Origin of the sequence: Micromonospora sp. WMMD723 (assembly GCF_049863385.1) — a bacterium.
GTDB classification, from domain to species: domain Bacteria; phylum Actinomycetota; class Actinomycetes; order Mycobacteriales; family Micromonosporaceae; genus Micromonospora; species Micromonospora wenchangensis.
In genome coordinates, this window is record NZ_JBMKNR010000001.1 from 1,601,937 (window position 1) to 1,627,229 (window position 25,293).

Genomic DNA, 25,293 nt, shown 5'->3' on the forward strand with positions numbered 1-25,293 from the left:
TATGACACGACACACCGAAGCGGAACGGCCGTTAGGCAATCGCTACCAAGCCGACACCAAGCACTCCGTCTGACACCGCCGGATCTCCCGACAAACGGGACTGTCACAGCGGCAGGTCGCAGGTTTGTCCGGAAATCGCCCGGGTATCCGAATGCGCCACCACCACCGGTCACCCACCGTCACGCCCCGTCCCGCCGGCTCCCGCGAGGCGGCTCCCGACGGTCGCCGTCCGCACCCGCGTCCGGTTGCGGGGGTACGCTCCGCGCCGGTCCGGCGCTCCGTGCGTGTCTCGGGGCCAACGTCCCGTGACCGGCGGCACCCCCGGGCCGGAATCCCCACCCCGCCCCCGGCGTTACACCCTGCGTACGACCGCAGCAGCACCCGGACCACCCGGCGTCCCGGCCGCCGGCGGAATGACCCGGCACCGACGCTCGTTACACCCCGGTACGACCGCAGCAGGCAGCACCCCGGCCGACCCCGCACCCCCCCGGCGGGAATGGCCCCGGACCCCCGGTCGTTACACCTGAACCCCGGCACGAGCGGCAACCACCCCGGCCGGGAACCCCCTCAGACTTTCCCCCCGTATGAGCGCCCCCGACGTGGTGCCCACGCCCCCTTCCGCTGCCCGTCCCCCACGGGCACACCCAGCCCTCCACGGGCCGGGTCGGGGCGTCTACCCCCGAAGGAGCAACCCCATGAACACCACCATCATGAACACCGCCATCCTGCGTAAGAGCGTCCTCGGCATCGCCGGTCTCGCCGTCGCCGGAGGCATCGCCGCCGGCCCGCTCAACCACGACACCCCCACCATCGACACCCGCCCCGTCGCCGCCGTCCAGGCCGACAAGCCCACCGTGGACACCACCAAGCTGATCCCGCACGGCGTGCAGGGCGAGCAGTCCCGCATCGACCTCAACGACGAGCAGACCAGCAACGCCAAGGCGATCATCGCCGCCACCAAGAAGGCCGGCATGGACGAACGCGCCGCCGTCGTGTCCATCGCGACCAGCCTGCAGGAGTCGAAGCTGGAGAACCTCGGCCACCTCGGTGACCGCAACGACCACGACTCGCAGGGCCTGTTCCAGCAGCGCCCCTCCAGCGGCTGGGGCACCGTCGAGCAGATCACCGACCCCGAGTACGCCACCCTGGCGTTCCTCAAGGGCCTCAAGCAGGTCGACGGCTGGCAGGACATGCCCCTGACCAAGGCCGCCCAGACCGTCCAGGTCTCCGCCTACCCCGACCACTACGCCCAGTGGGAACAGCAGGCCGCCGACCTCGTCGCCCAGCACTGGAACAGCTGACCCCCCTACGACACGACGGCCGGCACCCCCACGCGGGGTGCCGGCCATCGGCATGTCTGCACCGGCCAGGGGGCGGCGAGGGTCAGACCGCGCGGCGGCCCTCGAAGGCCCGACCCAGGGTGATCTCGTCGGCGTACTCCAGGTCGCCGCCGACCGGCAGGCCGCTGGCCAGGCGGGTGACCGCGATACCCATCGGCTTGACCATCAGCGCCAGATACGTCGCCGTTGCCTCGCCCTCGGTGTTCGGGTCGGTGGCGAGGATCAGCTCGCGGATCGTCCCCGCGCTGAGCCGGCTCATCAGCTCGCGGATACGCAGGTTGTCCGGGCCGATCCCCTCCAGCGGATTGATCGCCCCGCCGAGCACGTGGTAGCGGCCCCGGAACTCACCGGTCCGCTCGATCGCCACCACGTCCTTGGGTTCCTCGACCACGCAGATCACCTCGTCGGTGCGGCGCGGGTCGCGGCAGATCCGGCACTGCTCCGACTCGGCGACGTTGAAGCAGGTGGTGCAGAACCGGACCAGGTCCTTGACCTTGCGCAGCGCACCGGCCAGCCGGGTGACGTCGGCCGGGTCCGCCGACAGGACGTGGAAGGCGATCCGCTGGGCGCTCTTCGGGCCGACGCCCGGCAGCCGCCCCAACTCGTCGATCAGGTCCTGGATGGCACCCTCGTACATCTGCGGGTCAGAATCCGGGCAGGCCGAGGCCGCCCATGCCGCCGGCGACCGGGCCCATCTTCTGGTCGGTCAGCTCCTTGGCCGCCTCGGCGGCGTTGTGCAGGGCCGCGACGACCAGGTCCTCCAGGGTCTCGACGTCCTCCGGGTCGACCGCCTTCGGGTCGATCCTGATGCTCTTGATCTCGCCGGAGCCGGACACGGTCGCGGTGACCAGACCTCCGCCGGCGGTGCCGGTCAGCTCGGCCTCGGCCAGCTCGGCCTGCGCCTTGGCGATCTGCTGCTGCATCTTCTGCGCCTGCTTCAGCATCTGCTGCATGTTCGGCTGTCCACCTGGGCGCACGGATGGCTCCTTCTCGCACTCGTCTGCTCGGCCGCGCCCAGCCTAGTCGGGCACGGCCGGTGGTCTCCGGTCCGGGCGACGGCGGGTCAGCGCGCGTCCACCTCGTCGATCTTCTCGGCCCCGAACGCCTCCCGGAGCAACTGCACCGCCTGCTCCTCGCTGGACTGCCGGGCGGTCCGCTCGTCGATCACCTCGTCCAGCGGTTCGTCACCCGGGTCGAAGCCCTCGTAGGCCGGGGCCGCCGGCTGTGAACGTCCACCGGCACGCCCCGGCCCGTCGTAGTCCGGGTCGTACGGCGGCTCACCGGCCCAGTCGGCGTCCGCCGTCCGGCGCGCCGGCTGGGCGGACCGTGGCCCCTTGGCGGTGCCGGCCGCTGCCGCCGCCGCAGCCGCCCGCGCCGCCGCGATCGCGCTGCTCACCGGGGCCGCGCCGGGGGCGGTCGCACCGGTCTGCGCCGGGGCCGTCGTCTGCCCCGCCGGCCTGGGTACGGCAGTCGCCGTCCCGCCGGCACGCGCAGCCGCCGGTGCCACCGCCCGTGCTCCGGATGCCCCCGCCGTGCCGGGCCCGGCCTGCGCGCCCGTTGCCTGCGCCGAACCGCCGGCCATCGTCGCCGTGGCCACCGCGCCGCCCGGACGGGCCGCCTCGGGCCAGTCGCCGGCATCGCCCGCGCTACCGGCCCCGCCGGGGCGGGCAGCCTCCGGCCAACCGTCCTCGCCACCGGGACGGGCCGGCTCGGGCCAGTCGTCGTCGGCCGGGCTGGTCCCGCCGCCCGGCGCCTGTAGGTCGCCGTCCCGCACCGCCACGGCGGTCGCACCGCCCGCACCGGAACCGTCCACCGCACCGGCGCCGTTCGCGCGGCCGGTACCGGCAGCATCCGGCACCCCGGCCACGTTGGTCCCGCCGTGTGCGCTGGTCCCGCCGTGTGCGCTGGTCCCGCCGGTGGGCGGGGAAGCGTCGGGCCGGGCCGCCGGGCCGCCGGCCGCGCCGGATGGACCGGGACCGGCGTCCGGGCCGGCGGACGGACGGGCCGGCTGGGGGGTGACACTACCGTCGGACGGGCCGGGCGGGGAGTCGGCGGGAGGCGCGGACGGGCGGGCCGGCCGGGACGGACCACCGGGGGTCACCCCGCCCCGCTCACCGGCCACCTCGCAGCGGATCTGCCAGCGACCGCCCAACTCCTCGTAGAGCGCGTCGGTGAGCACCCGGGCGTGGTCGGCCATCATCTTGGCCAGCACCACCGACTTCACGGTCACCACCAGCGTGTCCCCGTCGAGGTCCCGGACCACGGCGTCCCGCATCAGGGCGGCGATCCGCTTGTTCGTCCGGTTGACCTTGCCGACCACCTCCGGCCACGCCCGCCGGACCGCCACCGCGTCGAGCGCACCCACCGGGTCGCTGCCCGGTCGGGGCGGCTCGGGCGTCGCCGGATCGGGCAGCACCGCCGACGGCGGCACCGGACGGCGTACGGGAGCGGCGTCGGCGACCGGTGCGCCACCCGACGGCGGCGCGGCAGGGGCCGCTGAAGGCGATCCGGGGCGGGCACCGGCAGCGGCAGCCCGCGCGGCGGCCACCCCGGTGGGGGCTCCGGACTCCGGCGGGGTGTCGGCGACGGCCTGGGCGGGCTGGGGGCGTACCTCGGTGGGGGCGGGCGGAGACGCGGAGCCGGCGGCGGCCGGCGGCAGGTCGACGGCACCCAGGGTGAGCCGGCGCTCCATCCGTTCCAGACGCTGGAGCAGGCCACCGGTGGAGTCGTCGACGCCGGGCAGCAGCATCCGGGCGCAGATCAGCTCCAGCAGCAGCCGGGGAGCGGTGGTGCCGCGCATGTCGACCAGGCCGTTGTGCACGATGTCGGCGCAGCGGGACAGGGTCGCCGGGCCGAGCCGCTGCGCCTGGGCGGCCATCCGCTCGATCTGGTCGGCCGGGCCGTCGATCAGGCCCTTGCCGGCGGCGTCCGGCACCTGCTGGAGCACGATCAGGTCGCGCAGCCGTTCCAACAGGTCGGAGGCGAACCGGCGCGGATCGTGACCGGCCTCGGCCACCCGGTCGACGGTCGCGTACGCCGCCGCGCCGTCCCCGGCGGCCAGCGCGTCGCACATCTCGTCGATCAGCGCGGAGTCGGTGACACCGAGCAGCGCGGCGGCCCGGGGATAGCTGACCCCCTCCGGGCCGGCACCCGCGATGAGCTGGTCGAGCACGGAGAGGCTGTCCCGGGCGCTGCCGCCACCGGCGCGCACCACCAGCGGGAAGACCGCCGGGTCGACGGTCACCCCCTCGGCCTGGGTGAGCTGCTCCAGGTACGGCCGGAGCACCTTCGGCGGAATCAGCCGGAACGGGTAGTGGTGGGTCCGCGACCTGATCGTGCCGAGGACCTTCTCCGGCTCGGTGGTGGCGAAGATGAACTTGACGTACTCCGGGGGCTCCTCGACCAGCTTGAGCAGGGCGTTGAAGCCGGCCGACGAGACCATGTGGGCCTCGTCGATGACGTAGATCTTGAAGCGGCTCTGGGCCGGCGCGAAGAACGCCTTCTCCCGCAGCTCACGGGCGTCGTCGACGCCACCGTGGCTGGCCGCGTCGATCTCGATGACGTCGATCGAGCCGGAGCCGTCGACGGCCAGCGACCGGCAGGAGTCGCACTGCCCGCACGGCTCGGGGGTGGGGCCCTGCTCGCAGTTGAGCGAGCGGGCCAGGATGCGGGCGCTGGAGGTCTTGCCGCAGCCCCGGGGGCCGGAGAACAGGTAGGCGTGGTTGAGCCGACCGCTGCGCAGCGCCTGCGACAACGGCTCGGTGACGTGCTCCTGGCCGATGACCTCGGCGAAGGTACGCGGCCGGTACTTGCGGTAGAGCGCCAGCGTCACTCGTCCCGCCTCCTCTCGACCGAGCCATTCTGCGCCGGTCGGGCGCGGGTGACCACCCACCACCCCGGGACCCGACCCGCAGGTACGGTACCGGTGGGCGGAGACAAAAAGGCCTCCCGTGCACCCGGCAGAGCTCGCTTATCCTTGCTGCCTTCCGGCCCTGGGGAGGTTCACGAGATACCGCCGCACGGGAGGTACCGCCCACCCTACCCGACCCCGGGTGGATCTTCGGGGGGTGGTGGGGTGGCCCGGCCGCCGGGGACCTGTATCCTGGCTCGCGGAGGATTCGCCTAGAGGCCTAGGGCGCACGCTTGGAAAGCGTGTTGGGATAAAACCCTCACGAGTTCGAATCTCGTATCCTCCGCTCGCCTGAGCAGTACCAACGCGAGGGTCGGCCCCGATCAGGAGCCGACCCTTCGTCGTTTCCTGCGATGCACGGCCGAGCGTCCGCGTCCGCCCTTAGCGCCCGGTCCCGCTGCGCTATGCCCGTGGCAGAAGGGGCGTACCGCACCCCGCCCCGGTCTCTAGGGTCGGCGCAGGTGGGGTGGTGGGGTGCCGCCCGGTGGGGAGGCAGCGATGCGGATCGTCTTCGTGCACGGGGCGTGCGTACGCGACGGGGCGTGGTGGTGGTCCCGGGTCGACGCGCTGCTCGCGGCCGGCGGAACGGCGAGCGTCGCGGTACGGCTACCGAGCTGCGGCGAACTGCCGGACGCGCGCCGGCCGGCGGGGGTGGACGACGACGTCGAGGAGACCCGTCGGGTCCTGCGCGACGGCGGGCCGACGATCCTCGTCGCCCATTCCTACGGCGGGATGGTAGCCACTGCGGCGGCAGACGCCGGGGACGTCCGGCACCTCGTCTACGTCAGCTCGTTCCTGCCCGACGTGGGTGAATCGCTGGCCGATCTCGGGCCCGCCGGACCCGCGCCCCACCTGGAGTTCTTTCCCGACGGCACGTTCGCGGCCCGGCCCGAACTGGTCCCGTCGCTGTTCCTGCACGACTGTGACCCGGCGGCGGTGGAGGGCGCCACAACCCGGCTGGTCCGGCAGGACGCCGCCGTGCTCACCACCCCTGCCCGGTACGCGGGCTGGCGGTCGACCCCGTCGACGGCGGTGGTCTGCACCGGGGACCGGGCCACCCCGCCGGAGGTGCAGCGCGCCCAGGCGGCCAGGGCGGGGCGGACGGTAGAGATGCCGACCGGGCACCATCCGATGCTCTCCCATCCGGAGCTGCTCGCCGGGCTGCTGCAAGAGATCGCCGCCGAACACGACTGACTACGTATGCGCGGGACGCATACCGTTCATCCTCCGCTCGTCTGAGCAGCACCAATGCGAGGGCCGGCCCTGATCCGGAGCCAACCTTTCGTCGCCTCCCGAAGCTGTGCCAGGACAGGGCGGCCAGGAGGGGTCAGGCCCTGGGGGTCGTCTTCACCCAGCCCAGGAAACGCTGGTACGTGCCGATCGGGTCGGGCGGCTCGGGGCAGATCCGGGTGAGATCGGCCATTGCCTCGCGGAACAACTCGGCAAGGTCGACCGCGAGGTTGACCCGCTCCCCCGCGTACTCGGCGACCAGGTCGAGCCGAGCCCTCCCGCAGGGCCAGGGCAGCGCATCGGCGGTGCAGATCCAGAGAGGTCTGAGCGGCGCGTGTCTCTGCATGTCGCCTCCGAGGTGGGTCCGAACTTCACGGCACCCCGACCCGCCGGGAAGCTCCTCCACCGGGCCGGAGGCCATCTCTACCTCACCGCACCTGACATGCCCTTGTCAATCAGCAAGGAGCGATAGTCAAGCCAATGCCGTGCTTACGGTCGAACGGTGAAGCGACCGCGCTTGTACGGACCGGGCGAACTGGCCGCCCTGTTCAACGTGTCGCGGCAACGGGTCCTACAGATCACCCGCCGGCCCGGCTTCCCCGAACCACTCGCCCGCCTGATCGGCACCACGGTCTGGGACGCGGACGAGGTGGACGAGTGGGCACGCCACCACCGCCCGCCCCGGCCACCTGCGGAAGACGACGAGTAGCCGCCCGGCCCGTCGGGCAGGGCAGCACCAACACCGGCATGCCTCCCACCGCGAACCCCGGTACGGTGCGGGCACTCGCGGCGGCCCCGAGCCCGTCGTACACATGTGCTATCCACAGGGTGTGGACGGCCGGGGGGATCGGATGAGTTACCAGCTCAGCGCGGTGGTCGCGGATGTCGAGCTGCTCCGTGAGCAGACCGCCGACCTTGATCACGCGGTGCTGGCCGCGCTGCGGCAGGATTTCGCGCTGCTGCCGGTGACCCCGCAACTGGTCGAGGAGCTGACCGGCGCACTGCCTGACTACCATCCCGAGGAGCCGACCGCCGAGCAGCCGTTCGAGCTGGTCTTCTCACCGGCCCTGGGCGGGTTGCTGGACCGCTGGTCGCGGCGGGGTCCGGTGGCGTACCTGGAGGCGGAGTTCGCCGGCGGGATCGGCCACCAGGCGTCGGCGGTCTGGCTCGGCGGCCGGTTGAGCTGGGGCCCCCGCTTCGACTCGGCCTTCACGCTGCCGCGTGGGGAGTGGCCGATCAACGCGGCGCTGGCCCGGCTCGGCGTGGAGCCCGGCCGGTGGCTGGACCCGTTCGCCGAGCTGGGCCTGCACCTGGAACGGAACACGGACGGCTGGCTGACCCACGGCCGGCGCGGCCTGACCGCCGATTACTGGGACGAGCTGGCCGAGGAGTGGGAAGAGCAGGAATTCGCGGCCGACCAGCAACCTGCGCGCCCCGGTCCCGTTGGGGACTGGGGGATTCCATGAAATTACGACAATTTGCCGTTCTTGCGGCGTTGATCCTGGCTGCCACGGCTGCGGGCAGCGGCAGCCATCCGTCCGGGCCAGGGGTTCCGGCACGACCGATCGGGGTCAGCCAGGTGGTCGGGTTGCACGGCGTGGCCGGGGCCGCGTTCGGCGACACCGAGGCCGAGCTGACCCGGCGCGGGGTGCTGCACACCGACGCCGACACCTGCGGTACGACGCTGGTCGGGCACGGCACGGCCAGCCCGATCTTCGTCGACGGCCGGCTGGTGCTGCTCTGGCTCGACGACCCGATGAGCACCCCGGAGGGGATCACCGTCGGCACCCCCGTCCGGGAGGTGCTGACCCGCTACCCGTCGGCGGTCCGGCTGCACGCTCCACAGCGGACGTACCGGTTCGACGGGCTGCTCACCCGCGACGGCGACCGGGGTTACCTCTTCCTGCACGACGGCACCGCCGTCCGCCAGATCATCGCCGGGTACGCCGACTGGGCCCGCCGCCTGTTCGAGGAGGGGCACGGCCCCTGCTGAGCCGGCGTGGCGGACCAACCGACCATCCGATGGCCCATGATCGACCACCGTGGAATCATCGGCTCGCCCGCGCAGCGGCGCGGCCACTCACGGGGGAGTCATGGTGAGAACGTTCCTGTCCACACGCCCGTACCGCCGACGGGGCACCCGCGCGCGGTGGGTGGCGATCAGCGCCACCATCGCCGCGACCGTCCTGATCGGACCGGCGGCGTCCCTGGCGGCCGGCCCGGCGGGCGGCGACGTCGCGACCGGTTCACGGTCGGCGGCACCGACGCCGGCCCCCGCGCCCGCCGCGTCGGCATCCGGGCCCGCCGCGTCGGTCCGGGTCGCGCCGCAGGCCGCGTCGTCCGGACCGCAGGCGGCACCGCAGCGACCCGGGGCGGCACCGACCGCGCCGACGGTGGGGACCCCGGCAGCGGCCGGAAAGCTGGCGACGAAGGCGACCGAGCCGCCGGTACGCACCTACTCCCGCACCGCGCCACCGAGGGTGCCCCGCCCCGGGCGTGGTACCTGCGGCGGGGCCCTGCCGCTGGGCACGGTCGTGACGTGCGCGTCGATCGTCGACGCACAGCAGCACCGCTGGACGGTCACCACCTCCGCCGACCAGGACATCCTGGTCACCCAGCTCACCCGGGGCAGCGGCGACCACACCCAGGGCTGGGTCACCGATGCCAGCGGCGCGCACGTCTGCTGGTTCGGCATCGACTCGGACAGGTGCCAGCTCGGCCCGGCCGGCACCTACACCATCACCGTGAAGCTGCCGCACCCCACTGGCAGCGGCAACTACACCCTCGCCGTCGAGTCCACCCGGACGCCGTCGACCTGCCGGGAACTGCCCGAGTCGTTCTTCTCCTTCACCTCCCCCGGGATCACCGGCACGCTGGCCGCCGGCACGGCGGCCCACTGCTTCCGCTTCGACCAGCCGGTGCACTCGGTGCTGCGCACGTACGACCCGGGTGGGGCGGCCGACGTGCTGGGACAGGTCCTCGACGCCGACTACCAGCCGTTGTGCGAGGTGCGGTACGTCGACCGGTGCAGCCTGGACCGGCCCGGCCCCTACCGGATCTTCCTGCGGGAGCAGTACGGGACCGCGAGCGCGTACACCCTGCGGATGCCCCGGCTGTCGCACCCGGTCGGCTGCCCGGCCGTGCCGCTGGCCCCGTTCGGTGATCCCGGTACGGCCGTGGGCAGCGGAACGGTGAACGAGCAGGAGGAGGTGGCCTGCCACGCGGTGACCGCCCCTGCCGCCGGCCGGCTGCTGGTCCGGCTCAACCAGTACCACGACCAGTACCTCTCCTGGACGTTGTACGACGCGGCCGGCGACCAGGTCTGCTCCGAGTACGACCCCGACCGGGGCTGCGTGGTCCCGGCCGCCGGGTCGTACACGCTGCTGATGCTCAACCGGAACGACTTCGGCACCGAGATCACCTATCAGGTGGCGGTGACCCGCCTCGACAGCACCGACGGCTGTGACCCGGTCACCGGCACCTCCTGGGACCAGTCCGCCCTCCGGCTGCACCAGACCTCGCAGGTGCAGACCAACTGCCAGCCGTTCACCGGTACGGCCGGCCAACGCGTGGTCACCTACGTCGCGCCGGACCGGTACAACGACGCCCGCTCCTGGCTCGTCGACGCCACCGGCACGGCGATCTGCACGGAGCCGTCCGACGAGGACGGCTGCGTGCTGCCGGCCACCGGCACGTACCGGGTGATCACGCATCTGACCTGGTGGGAGGCCGACAGCACCGACCTGACGTACCGGTTGCAGGTGCGCCGGCTCTCCGATCCGGCCGGCTGCCCGACGATCACGCCCGGCAGCTACCAGGCCGCGCCCGCCGGGGCGCTGGGCGGCATCCGCTGCCGCATCCTCGACCTGCCCGCCGCCGGCACCTACCGGGTCAAGGCGATGACCTCCGACAACTACCGGCGGTACGGCAACGTCTACGACAGCACCGGGCACAAGCTCTGCACCGGCATCTCCTGCGAGGTGCCCACGGCGGGGAGGTACACCCTGGTCCTGGACGGCAGCATGACCCGCACGGTGCTCGACAACGACGTCGAGCACGCCTTCGCGCTGCTGCCCTGGCAGGTCACCGGCTGCCCGACCGCTTCCGACACGGGTTGGCGGGACGCGCCGCACCGGGGCACCTTCCGGGCCCCCGCGGAGTACCACTGCCTGCGTCTGCCCAGCCCCGCCGGGGCCCGGGTCGTCGGGCTGCTGCCGGGGGACGCGACGGAGGCGACCACGCCGGAGATGACGGTGGTCGACGCGGCCGGCGACGAGGTGTGCGACTCCTACTCACTGCGCCAGTACGCCTGCGAACTGACCGGTCCGGGACCGCACTCGGTGCTGCTGAACGCCGACGACGGCTACCCGACCACCTCGTACACCCTCGGGATCGCCCGGGTGGACGGCCCGCCGGCCTGCCCGGTGCTGGCCGACGACGCGGCGGGGTCCACGGTGACCACCGGTGCGGACCGGTTCGCGGTCTGCCTCTCGGTGCCGGCCGGCCGGCACACCGCCCGGGAGAGTTTCACCTGGACCCGGACCGCCGGTGCCGGTGACGCCCGCCTGTCGGTCTTCGACAGCCGGGGCATCCGGTACTGCGGCCCGAGCGGCTACTCGGTGGGGCGGACGATCACCTGCGCGCTGCCGGACGGCCCGGTCACCGTGCTGCTGGAGTCGGACGCCCTCACCGCCACCTACCGGGTCAGCCACACCCCTGCGGGATGACGTGCCTGGTGGGCCGGCGTGCTCCGGCCGGCCCACCACCGCCCGGCGCACCGGTCCCAGGCATCGGCCGGGGAGCCCTCGGCAACCGAGACCGGAACTGGGACCACAAGCGGAACGCCCGGTGCGATCCTCGCGGATCGACCGGGCGTTCTCGCTGTTCACGAGCGGTGGCGGCGGGATTTGAACCCGCGGAGGGCGTAAACCCTCACACGCTTTCGAGGCGTGCTCCTTAGGCCACTCGGACACGCCACCGCCGACGAGGGTACAGGAACACCGGTTCGGATGCCGCACCGGTATCCCCCGGGCCGGCCTGGCAGGATCTTTGCCATGAGTACGCACATCGGCGCGAAGCCGGGCGAGATCGCCGAGCGGGTCCTGATGCCGGGCGACCCGCTGCGGGCCAAGTGGATCGCGGAGACCTACCTCGAGGACGCCACCTGCTACTCGACGGTGCGGGGCATGCTGGGCTTCACCGGGCGGTGGAACGGCGTGGACGTCTCCGTCCAGGGCTCCGGCATGGGCATGCCGTCCGCGTCCATCTACGCGCACGAGCTGATCAACGAGTACGGCGTGAAGACGCTGGTCCGGGTCGGCTCCTGCGGCGCGCTCACCGAGGACCTGCAACTGCGGGACGTGATCGCGGCGATCGGGTCGTCGACCGACTCGAACATGAACCGGATGCGCTTCGACGGGCTGATCGACTACGCCCCGGTGGCCGACTTCGGGTTGCTGCGTACCTCGGTCGAGGTGGCCGAGCGGCGGGGCATCACCATGCACGTCGGCCCGATCCTCGCCGCCGACGCCTTCTACACCGACCGGCCCGACCTGTACGACACCCTCGCCGACTACGGGGTGCTGGCGGTGGAGATGGAGTCGGCCGCGCTCTACACGATCGCCGCCCGGTTCAAGGCCCGCGCCCTGACCCTGCTGACGGTCAGCGACCACATCAAGACCGGCGCGAAGACCACCGCGCAGGAGCGTGAGCAGACCTTCGGCCAGATGGTCGAGATCGCCCTGGACACCGTCGCCGCCTCCTGACCGCCGGCTCGACGGCTCGACGGCTCGACGGCTCGACGGGGCCGATGTTGCGGTGTCCCACCCCGGCGATACCGCAACATCGGCTCCGTCGCCCCAACCCCAACCCGACCCGCCGGCCCCGTCGGCCCGGCCCGGGGTCAGCGGAAGAAGGCGCGCAGGACGGCGGCGTTCTCCGTCTCCAGGACCCCGGCGTACACCTCGGGGCGGTGGTTGAGCCGGCGGTCGCGCAGGACGTCCCAGAGCGAGCCGGCGGCACCGGTCTTGGGCTCCCACGCGCCGAAGACGACAGTCGAGATCCGGGCCAGCACCAGCGCGCCCGCGCACATCGTGCACGGCTCCAGGGTGACCACCAGGGTGCAGTCGTCCAGCCGCCACCGGCCCGACCGTGCGGCGGCCCGGCGTAACGCCAGCACCTCGGCGTGGGCGGTCGGGTCCCCGGTCAGTTCCCGTTCGTTGCGGCCGACGGCCAGTTCGGTGCCGTCCGGGCCGTAGACCACCGCCCCCACCGGCACGTCGTCGACCGTCGCCCCGGCATCGTCGCGACCGGCGGGCAGGTCCGGGCCGGTCACGGCGATCTCCAGGGCGCGGCGCATCCACCGTTCGTGCCGCTGCCGGCGACCGGCGGGATCCGGCGCGGCCAGTCCCTCGGTCGCCCCCGGACCGGCCCGGCCGGCCGCGCCGGGCGTCGGCTGCCCCGGCCGTACGGTGCCCAGGGCGGGATCGGTGGCGTCGACCGGCCCGGCGGCACCAGGCAACGCCGGGCCACCGCCAGCACCAGGCAACGCCGGGCCACCGCCAGCACCAGGCAACGCCGGGCCACCGCCAGCACCAGGCAACGCCGGGCCACCGCCAGCACCGGGCGACCCCGCCGTGGCGTCGCCGACGTGCGGAGGGTCAGACCTCACGCAACTCTTCGACCTCGTCGGCGCAGCCGAGCACCTGGCACACCTCGGCGGTCACGTCGGCGGGGAGCATGCCCTCGTGGGCGCAGAGCTTGAGCAGGCGCTGGGCCGAGATGCCCAGGTCGGCGAGGAGGTCGGCGTCGCCGACCGGGTCGGCCTCCGGGTCGACGGCCGGCTGCTCGCTGTCCTCGTCGCCCCCACCGGTGGTGGCCGACGGCGGCTCGTCGACGTCGTCGAGGCCGGTGACCGACGTCTTGAGGTCGCCGACGAGCAGCGCGCCCAGCCGGGACTCCTCGGCGTACGCCGAGTCGGAGCCGAAGACCCGCAGGTCCTCCCCCTCGTCGAGGCGCAGCACCACCAGGTACGCGTCGTCGGCCTCGACGAAGAGCAGCGACACGTCGGCATCGGGTTCGACGTCACGCAGCCGGTCGGCGACCTCGTCGATGTCGGTGGCCCCGCGTAGGTTCACCTCGGCGGCGTTCCAGCCGCCCTCGTCGCGCACCACGGCCGCAGCGAAGTACGACATGGTTCCCCCAAAAAAGACCTCGGCACAGCCGACTCGTTACGCGTGCACGTTAACCGGTCGGGTCGGCAGCCGACCGCTCAACGCCCCGAAGGGCCGGCAATCCGGGGAAAGTTCGTCAGCCGGCGACGCGGCGACGGGTCGCGATGAGCTGACGCAGCCGCTCGGTGCGTTCCCGCTGCGGCCGTTCCCGCTGGCGTACCGAGCGGGCGCCCGCCAACTCGGCGAGAATCTGGAGGCGGCGACGGCTCCGCTCGGAGTCGAGCCGCGGGGTGTTCCAGGCCATACCGAAGAGCGTCCTCAGTCACAGCGGGTACGTCAAGATGGTGCGGCAAACGAAGCCGCGCGACGACGCAGCGTCACCACATCGGCCAGTCCGCGCTGACCGCCCACCGCACCACGACCACCGCGAACGCGATGCTCCAGCCACCGGCGGTGACGATGGCCACACCCGTACCGGCCCCCCGGTCGCCGTAGCGAACCAGGGCGAACGCGACGAGCCAGGCGAGCGCGCCGGCGATCACCGTCCACCAGGCGTAGCTGCCGACGTCGTGACCGAGCAACCCGAAGAGCACCAGCCAGGCGGCGGCGAGGGCACCGCCTGCGGCCACCGCCGCGCCGGTGACGGGGTGTGGTTCCCGCCACGTCGGCCGGCGGGGCGGACCGGCGGGGAAGAGCCCCGAGGCGGCGTACGGGACGCGTCCGGGCTGGTGGTCGGTCATGGTCACTGCTCCCCCTCCGGCCGGCCGGAACCCGTCGCACCGTCGTCGGCCGGGACCGGTCGGCGGGCCGTTCCGGGGGCCGTCGTCGGCCGGATGCCGCTGGCGGTGCGACCTCCACGGTAGCGGTCTGTCAGAATGTCCGAATGTCCCTGCTGCGTCCCGACCCACGGCGCACCCGTGCGGCGTACCCCGTGCTGCTGCTCGTGGCGGCGGTGCTGGCGGGGTGCGGCACGGACGAGCCGGTCGCGGGCCCGGTCTGGGACGGCCCGTCGACGGTGGCGACGGGCGACCAGCCGGCGACCCCGACGGCCCCGGCCGGCAGCCCGTCGGGCAGTCCGGCTCCGACCGTGACGCCGTCGGCCACGCCGGACGCGGCGGCCCTGCGCCGGGTCTTCCCGGTACGGGCGGACAACGTCGACTACCACCCGACGCACTCGGGGTACCCGGGCACCGACATCTTCGCCGACTGTGGCGAGCCGGTGGTGGCGGTCACCGACGGGACGGTCCTGGAGGTGAGCCGGGTGGACCGGTTCGACAAGAAGGGGCCGTTGGGGCCGTACAACGGCGGCCTGTCGGTGTCGTTGCTGGGCGACGACGGGGTGCGGTACTACGGCTCGCACCTGAGCGTGGTCGCCCCGGGGATCGAGGCCGGGGTCCGGGTGCGCTCCGGGCAGCGGCTCGGTGAGGTGGGCCGCACGGGGAACGCGAACAACGTCTGTCACCTGCACTTCGGGTTGTCGCCGAAGTGCACCGGGCACGACGACTGGTGGATCCGGCGGGGCGTGGTGTGGCCGGCGAAGTACCTGGACTCGTGGCGCAAGAAGGGCAACCGGTCGCCGGTGGCGGCGGTGACCGCCTGGGAGCGGGAGCACGGCTGCCCGCGCGCGCCGCGCGGCTCCTCCGGCGCAGGCTGACCGGGGGTCGGCGGCGTCGTCAGCGGCCGTACGCATTGACGTAGGTATTACTCGTCGGTTAACGTCCGGTGCAGAGAGAGCGCTCTCTCATACCATCAAACCCTCGAATTCCGACGAACCGCGCGCAGTTGGCCCACCCGCCCCGCGCGGAGGAGGCACGATGACACCTCCCGTCCCCCGCCGCCGCGCCCCCTGGGTGCTCGCCGCCACCACCGCCCTGACCGTCCTCGTCGGCGGCCTCACCCTCACCACCGCCGACGCCCCCGCCGAGGCGGCCACCGTCGGCGCCGGCAGCTACACCACCGACCCGGTCGGCCCGCTGCCCGCCGGCTGCGGCGCGCTGTCCACCAACCCCCGCCAGTACGCCACCGCGAACGCCCCCGCCGGGCCGGTGCCCACCAACGACTGGTGGTCGTCGCTGCTGTGGAAGAAGACGAACTGCTCCTACAGCGAGCCGCTGCACGCCCACCCGCTGTCCTACCAGCCGTTCGGCGACGGGCTCGGCTTCTCGGCACCGTCGACCGCCACCGTCAGCGGCACCGCGACCGGGGTGGGCGAGTTCAAGTACACCTACACCGAGGACATCCGGGTCGGCGTGGCCGCGCTCGGCGCACCGGTGGTGAAGGTCGACGACTGGACGGACTGGACGGTCAGCCCGTACTGGAGTGACGGGGCGCGGACCCTGCGCGCCACCATCGGCCACGGGCTGCCGTTCGCCTACTTCCAGGCCAGCGGCGGCGACGCCCAGATCAACCCGACCGGCGGCGCGGCCACCGTCTGGTCCAACAGCGGCGGCACCATCGGCTTCACCGTCCGGGGCCACGACTACGTCGGGTACGCCCCGACCGGCGCGACCTGGACCGTCGCCAACGGACGGATCACCTCCGGCCTGGCCGGCAAGGGCTACTTCTCGATCGCCCTGCTGCCGCCCACCACCGACGCCACCGCCCGCGCCTCGCTCGCCACGAGCTACGGCCGGTACGCCCACGCACACGTCACCGGCACCCGGGTCGGCTACACCTACGACCCGGCGACCAGCACGGTGACCACCACGTACTCGTTCACCACCACCGCCCGGGAGGGCACCGCCACGCAGACCGTGGTGAGCCTCTACCCGCACCAGTGGAAGTCGCTCGCCGGCAGCACCCCGCTCACCCAGACCTACCCGTCGGCGCGCGGCCGGATGAAGGTGCTGACCGGGGTGGCCTCCTTCCGCACCGCGATGAAGTTCCACGGGGTGCTGCCCGAGGTGCCCGCCGTGGCCACCGGCTCCGGCGCCGACCTGGCCCAGCTCAGGGAGCAGCTCGCCGCTGTCCGGGGCAACCCGATGGACCAGCGCGGCACCGACACCTACTGGACCGGCAAGGGCCTCGGCCGGGCCGCCCGGATCGCCGAGATCGCCGACCAGGTCGGTGACACCGAGACCCGCAACGCGGCGCTGGCCGCCATCCGCGGCACCCTGACCGACTGGTTCACCGCCACCCCCGGCAAGGCCGCGAAGGTCTTCTACTACGACCGCAACTGGGGCACCCTGATCGGCTACCCGGCGTCGTACGGCTCCGACCAGGAACTCAACGACCACCACTTCCACTACGGGTACTTCATCGCGGCGGCGGCGACGCTCGCCAAGTTCGACCCGGCGTGGGCCGCGCAGGGCCAGTACGGCGGCATGGTCGACCTGCTCATCCGGGACGCCAACAACTACCAGCGCTCCGACACCCGCTTCCCCTACCTGCGCGACTTCGACATCTACGCCGGGCACGACTGGGCCTCCGGGCACGGCTCGTTCAACGCCGGCAACAACCAGGAGTCGTCGTCGGAGGGGATGAACTTCGCCAACGCCCTGATCCAGTGGGGTCAGGCCACCGGCAACACCGCCGTCCGGGACGCGGGCGTGTTCATCTACACCACCCAGGCCGCCGCCATCGGTGAGTACTGGTTCGACGTCGACGACGAGAACTACCCGCAGGCGTTCGGGCACTCCACCGTCGGCATGGTCTGGGGCGACGGCGGGGCGTACGCGACCTGGTTCAGCGCCGAGCCGGAGATGATCCAGGGCATCAACATGCTCCCCGTCACCGGCGGCCACCTCTACCTCGGCTACCGGCCGGCCTACAACCGGGCCAACTACGCCGAACTCGTCCGCAACAACGGCGGCGAACCCACCGTGTGGCAGGACATCCACTGGCAGTTCCTCGCCCTCGGTGACCCGGACGCGGCGCTGGCCAAGCTGCGCGCCAACCCGGGATACACCCCGGAGGAGGGCGAGAGCCGGGCGCACACCTTCCACTGGGTCCGCAACCTCGCCGCGCTCGGCCAGGTCGACACCACGGTCACCGCCAGCCACCCGCTGGCCGCCGTGTTCAGCCGCAACGGCGCGCGCACCTACGTGGCCAGCAACATCACCGCCGCGCCGCTGACCGTACGGTTCTCCGACGGGACCAGTCTCACCGTGGCCGCCGGGAAGACCGCCACGACCGGGGCGTACACCTGGAGCGGCGGCAACGCGGCCGGCGGCACCAACCCGAGCCCGACGCCGACCACCTCCCCGACGACGTCGCCCACCCCCACCCCGACGCCGACCGGGCCGTCGCCGACCCCGACCAGCCCGACCCCGCCGCCGACCACCCCGCCGGCCGGTTCGCCGACCCGGTTCCTGCTGCCCGGTGGCGGGCTCGGTTCCGCCGGCAGCGCGGCGACGACCACCGTCCCCGGCTCCGGGGGCGCGAACCACGACGGCACCCCCAGCAACCCGGTGGTGTTCACCGCGACCCGGCTCAACCTCGCCTACACCGGGGGACAGACCGGGTTCGACCTGTTCCTCGACGCCGGCCAGTCGGTCGGCAACGGGGTGCAGGCCCGGGTCTCCTACGACCTGACCGGGGACGGCACCTTCGACCGGGTGGAGACCTACCGGTACTTCGCCACCGACCCGGTGCCCGGCTACGAGCACTACACGCAGAACGCCGGCCTGCACTCGGCCACCGGCACGCTGGGCAACCTCTCCGGCGGCACGGTCAGGGTGGAGGTCTGGTCGGCGATCGGCGTCAACCCGTCCACTCTCGGCACCGGCAACCAGTCGGTGGTGAAGCTGCCGTACTCCTGATCCGCCTCCCCCGCGTACACCTCCGCGCCGCCGGTCGTCCCCCGACCGGCGGCGCGGGCGCGTAGGTTGCCATCCATGAGCGCCAGAGACCCCGTCGCCGACCTGCGCCGGATCGCTTTCCTGCTGGAGCGGGCCAACGAGGCCACCTACCGGGTACGCGCGTTCCGCTCGGCGGCGACCGCCCTGGCCGCGCTGCCGGCGGCGGAGCTGGCCGAGCGGACCCGGGCCGGCACGCTCACCGACCTGCCCGGGGTCGGCGACGTGACCGCCCGCTGCGTCACCGAGTCGCTGGCCGGCGAGGAACCGGTCTACCTGCGCCGGCTGGTCGCCACCGAGGGCGTCGACCTCGACGAGGCGGCCGCCGCGCTGCGGGCCGCGCTGCGCGGCGACTGCCACACCCACTCGGACTGGTCCGACGGCGGGTCACCGATCGAGGAGATGGCGCTCGCGGCGGTCGAACTCGGCCACGAGTACGTGGTGCTGACCGACCACTCGCCCCGGCTGACCGTGGCCCGGGGCCTCACCGCCGACCGGCTGCGCCGGCAGCTCGACCACGTGGCGGCGGTGAACGCGGCGCTGCCCGAGGGGTTCCGCATCCTCACCGGGATCGAGGTGGACATCCTCGCCGACGGCACCCTCGACCAGGACGAGGAGCTGCTGGCCCGGCTCGACGTGGTGGTCGGTTCGGTGCACAGCGGGCTGCGCGACGAGCGGGCCCGGATGACCCGCCGGATGCTCACCGCGATCGCCAACCCGCACCTGGACATCCTCGGCCACTGCACCGGGCGGATGGTGTCGTCCCGACCCGCCGGGGTGACCGGCCCGGGTGACAAGGGGCACCGGGCGCGGACGCGCGCCGAGAGCGACTTCGACGCGGACGCGGTCTTCGCCGCCTGCGCCGAACACGACGTGGCCGTGGAGATCAACTCCCGGCCGGAGCGGCAGGACCCGCCGAAGCGGCTGATCCGCCGGGCCCTGGAGGCCGGCTGCCGGTTCGCCATCGACACCGACGCGCACGCCCCCGGGCAGCTCGACTGGCAGCGGTTCGGCTGCGTGCGGGCCGCGTTGTGCGGTGTCCCCGCCGACCGGGTGGTCAACACCTGGCCGGCGGACCGCCTGCTCGACTGGACCCGCGCCCGCGCCTCGGGATGATCCACTTTTCTGGGGCGATGTTGCGGTATCCCCGGGGCACGGATACCGCAACGACGGCTCCAGCGTGCCGATCACCCCGGGCTCGGCAAACACACTCGACAACCGGCCCCGACGGTCACGTAGGGTCGCAGCGTGGGACGAATCGATGACCTCGCGAACCGGTACGTGGCCGACTGGGCGCAGCTGAGCCCGACCGGCGCCACCTACGTCGGCATCGCCGGCTACGACGACCAGCTCGACGACCTCTCGCCCGCCGGTTACGAGGCACGGGCCGAACTGACCCGGCGCACCCTCACCGACCTGGACGTGACCGAGCCGGAGTCCGAGGCGGAGCGGACCGCCAAGGAGGCGATGCAGGAACGCCTGGGGCTGGAGCTGGCCCGGCACGACGCGGGCGAGATCACCAGCGAGGTGAACGTCATCGCCAGCGGCCTGCACGAGATCCGGATGGTCTTCGACCTGATGCCCACCGAGGGTGAGCAGGGCCGGGCCGCCGTCGCCGCCCGGCTCAACCGGTTCGCCGCCACCCTGGAGGGCTACAAGACCACACTGCGTGAGGCCGCCGCCGCCGGCCGGGTCAGCTCCAAGGTGCAGCTGACCGAGGTGGCCAAGCAGTGCGACACCTGGACGGACCCGCACGGCGACAACTTCTTCCACGGGCTGGTGCAGCGGCTGGACGCCGACGGCACGCTCGGTGCCGAGCTGCGCCGGGGCGCGGCGGCGGCGACCGCGGCGACCGCCGAGTTCGGCCAGTTCCTGCGTACCGAGCTGGTTCCGCTGGGGCGGGACAAGCAGGCCGCCGGCCGGGAACGGTACGAGCTGGCCTCGCAGTACTTCCTCGGCGCGAAGGTCGACCTCGACGAGACGTACGCCTGGGGGTTCGCGGAGCTGGCCCGCCTGGAGGCCGAGATGCGGATGGTGTCGGGCCGGATCGCCGGCCCGGGTGCCACCATCGACGAGGCGGTGACCGTGCTGGACGCCGACCCGGCGCGCACCATCCAGGGCAAGGAGGCGTTCCGGGACTGGATGCAGGCGCTTGCCGACAAGGCGATCAGCGAGCTGCACGGCACCCACTTCGACATCCCCGAGCAGGTCCGGCGGATCGAGTGCTGCCTCGCCCCGACCAGCGACGGGGCGATCTACTACACCGGGCCGAGCGAGGACTTCTCCCGCCCGGGGCGGATGTGGTGGGCGGTGCCCCAGGGCGTCACCGACTTCTCCACCTGGCGCGAGGTGACCACCGTCTACCACGAGGGCGTCCCCGGCCACCACCTCCAGGTCGCGCAGACCGCCGTCCGGGCGGAGCTGCTCAACCGCTGGCAGCGGCTGCTGTGCTGGGTCTCCGGCCACGGCGAGGGCTGGGCCCTCTACTCCGAGCGGCTGATGGACGAGCTGGGCTACCTGGAGGACCCGGGCGACAAGCTCGGCATGCTCGACGGGCAGGCGTTCCGGGCGGCCCGGGTGATCGTCGACATCGGCATGCACCTGGAGCTGGAGATCCCCCGGGACAACCCGTTCGGCTTCCACCCGGGTGAGCGGTGGACGCCGGAGCTGGGCTGGGAGTTCATGCGGGCGCACTGCCGGGTGCCGGACGAGAACCTGCGCTTCGAACTGAACCGCTACCTGGGCTGGCCGGGGCAGGCACCGTCGTACAAGGTGGGCGAGCGGATCTGGTTGCAGGCCCGGGAGGAGGCGATGGCCCGCAAGGGCGCCGACTTCGACCTGAAGGAGTTCCACCGGCAGGCGCTCGACCTGGGTGCGCTCGGGCTCGACCCGCTGCGCCGGGCCCTGGCCCGGCTCTGATCCGCACCGTCGGTCGGCGGTCGTGACGGGTGGTCGGGGGCGGGCGGATGCCCGCCCCCGACACACCGTGGGGGTGGGAGCAGGGTCAGGAGAGGCTCAACGCCAGTGCCGGTCGGGCGGTCAGCGTGTCGGAGTCGACGAACGCCAGGTCGATGGCCGGGTCGGTGAAGGTGATCGGGATCGGCGAGGTGACCGGGATACCGTCGGGGAACGGCAGGTCGGGGGTCAGCGTGATGGTGATGCCGAGCAGCTTGCCGACGAACCGGGTGGCGTAGAACGCGACGTCGCCCCGCACCGTCAGCTCGTCGGTGACGTACCGCTGGTGGCGGCCCGCCGGACCGTCCGCGACCAGGCTGAAATCGGCGGTGACCGCCCGGCTCATGCTGAACTTCAACACCTTCAGCGTGCCGTCGGCGGTGGGCAGGTCGACGATGCCCTCGAACCGCAGCCCGGTCATGGTGACCCGGGTGCCGGTCAGCTTGGACGGCTGCCGGGCCACCCTCGGCTGCCCCGGCTCGGGGGCGATCCGCGGCAGCGGCCGTCCCGGCCGTACGGTGCCGGGGCGGGCGGGTCTGCCTGGGGTGCAGTGGGCTCCGGTGAAGGTGGGCTTCGGCCGGGGGGTGAGGGCGGCCTCCGGGGTCGCCCCGCCGCCCGGCGACGGGGTGCGGTCCGGCGACGGGGTGGCGGCCGGATCGGTCTTCCCACCGCCGGTGAACAGGTCACCGAGGTCGTGCAGCAGGTCGCTGAGCAGGTTGCCGTCCGGCGAGGGTGATGGCGACGGGCTGGCCGTGCCGGGGGTGGCCGACGGGGTCGCGGTCCGGCCCGCCGTGGGGCGCGGGGCGGCGGTCCCGGTGGGTGCCGGTCGCGGGCACGCGGTCGGTGCCGGCTTCGGCGCGGCGGCCCGGACCGGTCCCGGCGCGGCGGCCCGTACCGGCTTCGGCGCGGCGGCCACCAGTGCACCGGCGGCGAGGCCGAGGACCAGCAGCGCGACCCCGAGGTGGCGTGGGTCCCGCCCGCCGGCAGGGTCCTGCGCCGGGTCCCGCCGCGCGGCGGCGTCCGCCCCGGGGCCGCCGAAGAAGCCGAGCCGGCCGTCGGCGTCGAACCCGTCGTCGGCGTCGGGGTCGGCGTCCGGGTGGGCTCCGGCGGCGGCCGGTGCGGAGGTGCCGGCGGTGGGCGACGTGGCGGTGTCGGCGGCGGACGGTGGGGCGGGGCGGATCGGGGTCCAGGCGAAGCCGAGGGCGCTGCCGACCAGGCCGAGCAGCAGGCCGAGGAAGAAGCCGCCGAGGTTGAGGCCCATCAGCGAGTAGACCGTGGTGACCGCCGCGACGATCGAGTAGAACAGCCGCTGACCAGGGCTGAACCAGAGCAGCAGCCCACAGGTGACCAGGATGATCGGGATGAGCAGCGAGTAGAGCCCGGTCGCGCCGGAGGAGAAGCTCAGCCCGTTGAGGGTCATCCTGGTGGAGGCGAACATCTCCACCCCGGCGAGCACGGTGAGCAGGCCGCCCCAGAACGGCCGGCTGCGTCGCCACCGGCGGAAGCTCCGCCACCCGCGACCGGAACCGGGACCGGTCGGGGCGTACGGCGGTTGCGCGCTTGTCACCTGCTCCTCCTGGGCGGATGGGTACGGGGTCGGGCGGGCCGGGCCCCTGCCGTCCGGCGGGGGGTGACGGGAGGGGTCCGGCCCGGTGCGGCTCAGTCGTCCGCGAAGCACTCCTTGCCCTTCGCGGCCTCCCCGACGTTCACCTTGAGTCGCAGGCCGGTCAGGTTGAAGGTGGCCGCGGTGGTGTAGCGGGACACCTGCCGCAGGTCGGTGATGGTGACGTGCTGGGCGTCCTGGCCGAACGAGCCGGCCTGCGCCGACGCGTTGAGGTCGGTGGCGTCCCGGCCGATGCGGATGTTGGTGAAGGTGGCGTTGCCGCCCAGGCTGTCCATCGCGATCATCATGTTCTTGGCGGTGGCCGGCTTGTCGTCACCGGCGTTGATGGTCAGCACCACCGGCAGGCCGGGCAGGTCGGCGCGGACGGACTGGCAGAGCTTGTAGAGCTGGGCGCTGCTGATCTCGGAGAGGGCGACCGGGTGGACCTTGCCGTTCTTCTCCTTGACGATGCCGCCGTACTGGGTGAAGCCGTCGCCCTCCAGGCGTTCGGCCCCGATCTTGAAGGTCTGCCCGGAGACGGTGATGTCGGAGGCGATGGCCCCGCTCTGCATGCCGAACAGGATGGCGCCCACGGCGGCCGTCGCGGGCACCATCATCGCGGCGAAACGCCGCCACCGGGTACGCCCCGGCTCGTCGGTCCGATTCTGCACGGATTCCTCCTCAGGCTGGTGCCGGTCGTGGGAGCCGGTCGGGCCGCGACCGGGCCGCAAGATCTGTTACCGACGGGTAACGAATGCGTGCCTGATGGTGCACCCGCTGAGGCGTGGCTCACAAGACCCCACCTACCGACCGGTAACCGTCGATCATCCGAGCCGGTCGCCGCACTCACGCTGAGTGCAACCGATCCCCGGCATCGACCGGATAGATGCCGCCAAATCCGGCGGCACCCATCACCGTGAGGTGACAAACCATTGACACGTTACGATTCCGTAACGGACGCATACGGTCACCACGGAGACGCGGAGGGCGGGCCGGGAACCCCGACCCGCCCCGGTGTGCCGACGTGCGCGGTCAGCGCGAGCCGGACTCACCCCGCCAGTTCGTCGACGCGGGTGGGATCTCGTCGGTGAGCGGGCCGCCCGACCGCCCCACGGTGGCCGGCTCGGCCTTCCCGTCGCGGGTCGGGGTGTCGGCCGCCGGGGCGACACCGGCCCCCTCCGGCCCGGCGGCCGGCGTCGCGCGCCGCCGCCCGGCGACGACCAGCCAGAGGCCCACCAGCAACAGCAGGCCACCGAGGACGGCCAGCCCGATCGGCAGGGTACGGCCGATCAACTGGAGCTTGTCCCGGGTCACCCCGGCCGACTTCACGCTGTTGGCGATGGTCGCCTCGTCGTAGACGAAATCCGCGTCCAGCAGGGTCACCGGGCTGCCCTGGTTCGGCACGAAGTTCTTCCGCTGCTGCTCACGCACCTTGACGAAGTTGCCGCTGACCGGCTCGATCCAGATCGTCCGGGTGTTGCTGTAGGTGACCTTGCCGGTGGTCGCCCCCGGTGCCAGCGCACCGGCCAACGCGGTCAGCGAACCTTCCGGGGTAACCAGGTCGGTCTCCGGGATCTGCTGCACGTACCGGTACGCCTCGGTGCCGTTGATCTGCTCGGTGCCGTCGAACGCGATCGGCAGCGCCCGGCGCAGGTCCCGGTCGAAAAAGGTGTGGTCCCGCCGCTCGGCACGGAACGGGAACTTGTAGGTCTGCCCGGCGAAGGTCACCGAGTCGTCGGCGCCGCCGGGGCCGTCGGTGTCCAGGTACTGCTTGTCCCAGTCCCGGGCGGCGGCGGTGACCCGGTCCAGGGCGAACTCGGCCGCGTACTTGCTGACGTCGGAGCCGTTGTCGGTCCGCACGACGGTGCCGTAGACGTCCCAGACGACCGCGTCGCCCCTGAGGTCACCGGTCATCTCCTTCTCGGTCGTCGACGCCTGCGGCACCACCTCGGTGGTGGCCTTGAGCTGACCGGTCTGGATCGTCGGTTTCCCGTCGAGCACCTGCATGAAGGTGGCGTTGTCGGCGATCGCGACGCTCGCCCGCAGGCACCCGTCCGGCTTGCCGTCCGCGTTGCAGAACGTCAGGTCGTACGGCAGCTTCGTCACCGACGGCGCCACGTAGTACGCCGTTCCCGCGGCGACCGCGAGCGACAGCACGCCGATGCCGAACAACGCGGCACCCAGGCGAGTCTTCACTGGTCCTCCCCTAACAAAGACGGTCAGCCGGTTACCGGCGGAAGATCGAGGATGTAAAACTTGGCCGCACGTTACTCCCGAGTCACATAGC

22 protein-coding genes, 2 tRNA genes and 1 other RNA gene are annotated in these 25,293 nt (G+C 73.0%); 12 read left to right on the forward strand and 13 right to left on the reverse strand.

Annotated features, from left to right (window positions below; all coding sequences use genetic code 11):
* Positions 1–710: 710 nt before the first annotated feature.
* Complete coding sequence (locus ACN261_RS07310) at positions 711–1,301, forward strand: hypothetical protein (protein WP_425853570.1); 591 nt, start codon at positions 711–713, stop codon at positions 1,299–1,301.
* 82 nt (positions 1,302–1,383) lie between these two features.
* Here ACN261_RS07310 and recR read toward each other — a convergent pair whose 3' ends face one another.
* The 4 genes from recR to ffs form a co-directional block, all read right to left on the reverse strand.
* Positions 1,384–1,977, reverse strand: a complete 594-nt coding sequence (gene recR, locus ACN261_RS07315; RefSeq protein WP_088647762.1) for a recombination mediator RecR — start codon at positions 1,975–1,977, stop codon at positions 1,384–1,386.
* Positions 1,978–1,984: 7 nt separating this feature from the next.
* Positions 1,985–2,293 (reverse strand): YbaB/EbfC family nucleoid-associated protein, encoded by a 309-nt coding sequence (locus ACN261_RS07320; protein ID WP_067309858.1) that lies wholly within the window; start codon positions 2,291–2,293, stop codon positions 1,985–1,987.
* Positions 2,294–2,403: 110 nt separating this feature from the next.
* Entirely contained in the window at positions 2,404–5,172 is a 2,769-nt protein-coding gene (locus tag ACN261_RS07325) for a DNA polymerase III subunit gamma and tau (protein WP_425849099.1), read from the reverse strand.
* Between the two features lie 107 nt (positions 5,173–5,279).
* Positions 5,280–5,369, reverse strand: an RNA gene (gene ffs / locus ACN261_RS07330) — signal recognition particle sRNA small type.
* Between the two features lie 82 nt (positions 5,370–5,451).
* Here ffs and ACN261_RS07335 point away from each other — a divergent pair.
* A tRNA-Ser gene (locus ACN261_RS07335) sits at positions 5,452–5,536 on the forward strand.
* Positions 5,537–5,748: 212 nt separating this feature from the next.
* Positions 5,749–6,444, forward strand: a complete 696-nt coding sequence (locus tag ACN261_RS07340) for an alpha/beta hydrolase (RefSeq protein WP_425849101.1) — start codon at positions 5,749–5,751, stop codon at positions 6,442–6,444.
* A 133-nt stretch (positions 6,445–6,577) separates the two neighbouring features.
* Here the strand turns inward: ACN261_RS07340 and ACN261_RS07345 are convergent, their stop codons facing one another.
* A complete protein-coding gene (locus ACN261_RS07345) occupies positions 6,578–6,826 on the reverse strand; it encodes a flavin reductase (RefSeq protein ID WP_357767541.1) in 249 nt (82 codons plus the stop codon).
* Between the two features lie 156 nt (positions 6,827–6,982).
* Here ACN261_RS07345 and ACN261_RS07350 point away from each other — a divergent pair, with 156 nt between their 5' ends.
* The 4 genes from ACN261_RS07350 (at position 6,983) to ACN261_RS07365 (ending at position 11,207) form a co-directional block, all read left to right on the forward strand.
* Entirely contained in the window at positions 6,983–7,189 is a 207-nt protein-coding gene (locus ACN261_RS07350; RefSeq protein ID WP_088646531.1) for a helix-turn-helix transcriptional regulator, read from the forward strand.
* A 142-nt stretch (positions 7,190–7,331) separates the two neighbouring features.
* Positions 7,332–7,946: a hypothetical protein gene (locus ACN261_RS07355; RefSeq protein ID WP_421484556.1), complete on the forward strand. Its 615-nt coding sequence runs from the start codon at positions 7,332–7,334 to the stop codon at positions 7,944–7,946.
* Positions 7,947–7,978: 32 nt separating this feature from the next.
* Complete coding sequence (locus ACN261_RS07360) at positions 7,979–8,473, forward strand: hypothetical protein (protein WP_421486945.1); 495 nt, start codon at positions 7,979–7,981, stop codon at positions 8,471–8,473.
* Positions 8,474–8,576: 103 nt separating this feature from the next.
* On the forward strand, positions 8,577–11,207 hold the full coding sequence (locus ACN261_RS07365; RefSeq protein ID WP_425849103.1) for a hypothetical protein: 2,631 nt from the start codon (positions 8,577–8,579) through the stop codon (positions 11,205–11,207).
* 165 nt (positions 11,208–11,372) lie between these two features.
* Here ACN261_RS07365 and ACN261_RS07370 read toward each other — a convergent pair.
* Positions 11,373–11,459 (reverse strand) — tRNA-Ser (locus ACN261_RS07370).
* Between the two features lie 75 nt (positions 11,460–11,534).
* On the opposite strand from ACN261_RS07370, the gene deoD reads away from it, so the two are divergent.
* A complete protein-coding gene (gene deoD, locus ACN261_RS07375) occupies positions 11,535–12,245 on the forward strand; it encodes a purine-nucleoside phosphorylase (protein ID WP_421484558.1) in 711 nt (236 codons plus the stop codon).
* Between the two features lie 137 nt (positions 12,246–12,382).
* Here the strand turns inward: deoD and ACN261_RS07380 are convergent, their stop codons facing one another.
* The 4 genes from ACN261_RS07380 to ACN261_RS07395 form a co-directional block, all read right to left on the reverse strand.
* The gene (locus ACN261_RS07380) at positions 12,383–12,838 is read right to left on the reverse strand and encodes a nucleoside deaminase (RefSeq protein WP_421486946.1); all 456 of its coding nucleotides are present in this window, start codon (positions 12,836–12,838) and stop codon (positions 12,383–12,385) included.
* A 301-nt stretch (positions 12,839–13,139) separates the two neighbouring features.
* Positions 13,140–13,673 carry a tRNA adenosine deaminase-associated protein gene (locus tag ACN261_RS07385; protein ID WP_421484559.1) on the reverse strand — a complete coding sequence of 178 codons (534 nt, stop codon included), beginning with the start codon at positions 13,671–13,673 and terminating at the stop codon, positions 13,140–13,142.
* A gap of 115 nt (positions 13,674–13,788) precedes the next feature.
* Positions 13,789–13,956, reverse strand: coding sequence for a hypothetical protein (locus tag ACN261_RS07390; protein WP_204926980.1), 168 nt, complete (start codon positions 13,954–13,956; stop codon positions 13,789–13,791).
* Between the two features lie 73 nt (positions 13,957–14,029).
* The gene (locus ACN261_RS07395) at positions 14,030–14,392 is read right to left on the reverse strand and encodes a hypothetical protein (RefSeq protein ID WP_421484560.1); all 363 of its coding nucleotides are present in this window, start codon (positions 14,390–14,392) and stop codon (positions 14,030–14,032) included.
* A gap of 143 nt (positions 14,393–14,535) precedes the next feature.
* Here ACN261_RS07395 and ACN261_RS07400 point away from each other — a divergent pair, with 143 nt between their 5' ends.
* The 4 genes from ACN261_RS07400 to ACN261_RS07415 all read left to right on the forward strand — a co-directional run bounded on the left by ACN261_RS07400 (position 14,536) and on the right by ACN261_RS07415 (position 21,367).
* Positions 14,536–15,306 carry a M23 family metallopeptidase gene (locus ACN261_RS07400; protein ID WP_421484561.1) on the forward strand — a complete coding sequence of 257 codons (771 nt, stop codon included), beginning with the start codon at positions 14,536–14,538 and terminating at the stop codon, positions 15,304–15,306.
* Positions 15,307–15,466: 160 nt separating this feature from the next.
* Positions 15,467–18,412, forward strand: a complete 2,946-nt coding sequence (locus ACN261_RS07405; protein ID WP_425849108.1) for a glycosyl hydrolase — start codon at positions 15,467–15,469, stop codon at positions 18,410–18,412.
* Between the two features lie 75 nt (positions 18,413–18,487).
* Positions 18,488–19,564 (forward strand): PHP domain-containing protein, encoded by a 1,077-nt coding sequence (locus ACN261_RS07410; protein ID WP_425849110.1) that lies wholly within the window; start codon positions 18,488–18,490, stop codon positions 19,562–19,564.
* Between the two features lie 132 nt (positions 19,565–19,696).
* The gene (locus ACN261_RS07415) at positions 19,697–21,367 is read left to right on the forward strand and encodes a DUF885 domain-containing protein (protein WP_421484564.1); all 1,671 of its coding nucleotides are present in this window, start codon (positions 19,697–19,699) and stop codon (positions 21,365–21,367) included.
* Between the two features lie 85 nt (positions 21,368–21,452).
* Here ACN261_RS07415 and ACN261_RS07420 read toward each other — a convergent pair whose 3' ends face one another.
* The 3 genes from ACN261_RS07420 to ACN261_RS07430 all read right to left on the reverse strand — a co-directional run bounded on the left by ACN261_RS07420 (position 21,453) and on the right by ACN261_RS07430 (position 25,202).
* Positions 21,453–22,970, reverse strand: a complete 1,518-nt coding sequence (locus tag ACN261_RS07420) for a DUF6114 domain-containing protein (RefSeq protein WP_425849112.1) — start codon at positions 22,968–22,970, stop codon at positions 21,453–21,455.
* Between the two features lie 92 nt (positions 22,971–23,062).
* Positions 23,063–23,677, reverse strand: a complete 615-nt coding sequence (locus ACN261_RS07425) for a DUF6230 family protein (RefSeq protein WP_204926973.1) — start codon at positions 23,675–23,677, stop codon at positions 23,063–23,065.
* A 361-nt stretch (positions 23,678–24,038) separates the two neighbouring features.
* Positions 24,039–25,202 carry a DUF3068 domain-containing protein gene (locus ACN261_RS07430; RefSeq protein WP_421484566.1) on the reverse strand — a complete coding sequence of 388 codons (1,164 nt, stop codon included), beginning with the start codon at positions 25,200–25,202 and terminating at the stop codon, positions 24,039–24,041.
* Positions 25,203–25,293 lie beyond the last annotated feature (91 nt).

What these genes read in the sequence shown, in the direction of transcription:
- ACN261_RS07310 (WP_425853570.1), top strand. Translation starts at nt 711, where the DNA reads ATGAACACCGCCATCCTGCGTAAGAGCGTCCTCGGCATCGCCGGTCTC.
- ACN261_RS07410 (WP_425849110.1), top strand. Translation starts at nt 18,488, where the DNA reads ATGAGCGCCAGAGACCCCGTCGCCGACCTGCGCCGGATCGCTTTCCTG.
- ACN261_RS07320 (WP_067309858.1), bottom strand. Translation starts at nt 2,293, where the DNA reads ATGCAGCAGATGCTGAAGCAGGCGCAGAAGATGCAGCAGCAGATCGCC.
- recR (WP_088647762.1), bottom strand. Translation starts at nt 1,977, where the DNA reads ATGTACGAGGGTGCCATCCAGGACCTGATCGACGAGTTGGGGCGGCTG.
- ACN261_RS07405 (WP_425849108.1), top strand. Translation starts at nt 15,467, where the DNA reads ATGACACCTCCCGTCCCCCGCCGCCGCGCCCCCTGGGTGCTCGCCGCC.
- ACN261_RS07385 (WP_421484559.1), bottom strand. Translation starts at nt 13,673, where the DNA reads ATGTCGTACTTCGCTGCGGCCGTGGTGCGCGACGAGGGCGGCTGGAAC.
- ACN261_RS07345 (WP_357767541.1), bottom strand. Translation starts at nt 6,826, where the DNA reads ATGCAGAGACACGCGCCGCTCAGACCTCTCTGGATCTGCACCGCCGAT.
- ACN261_RS07400 (WP_421484561.1), top strand. Translation starts at nt 14,536, where the DNA reads ATGTCCCTGCTGCGTCCCGACCCACGGCGCACCCGTGCGGCGTACCCC.
- ACN261_RS07390 (WP_204926980.1), bottom strand. Translation starts at nt 13,956, where the DNA reads ATGGCCTGGAACACCCCGCGGCTCGACTCCGAGCGGAGCCGTCGCCGC.
- ACN261_RS07355 (WP_421484556.1), top strand. Translation starts at nt 7,332, where the DNA reads ATGAGTTACCAGCTCAGCGCGGTGGTCGCGGATGTCGAGCTGCTCCGT.
- deoD (WP_421484558.1), top strand. Translation starts at nt 11,535, where the DNA reads ATGAGTACGCACATCGGCGCGAAGCCGGGCGAGATCGCCGAGCGGGTC.
- ACN261_RS07380 (WP_421486946.1), bottom strand. Translation starts at nt 12,838, where the DNA reads ATGCGCCGCGCCCTGGAGATCGCCGTGACCGGCCCGGACCTGCCCGCC.
- ACN261_RS07395 (WP_421484560.1), bottom strand. Translation starts at nt 14,392, where the DNA reads ATGACCGACCACCAGCCCGGACGCGTCCCGTACGCCGCCTCGGGGCTC.
- ACN261_RS07340 (WP_425849101.1), top strand. Translation starts at nt 5,749, where the DNA reads ATGCGGATCGTCTTCGTGCACGGGGCGTGCGTACGCGACGGGGCGTGG.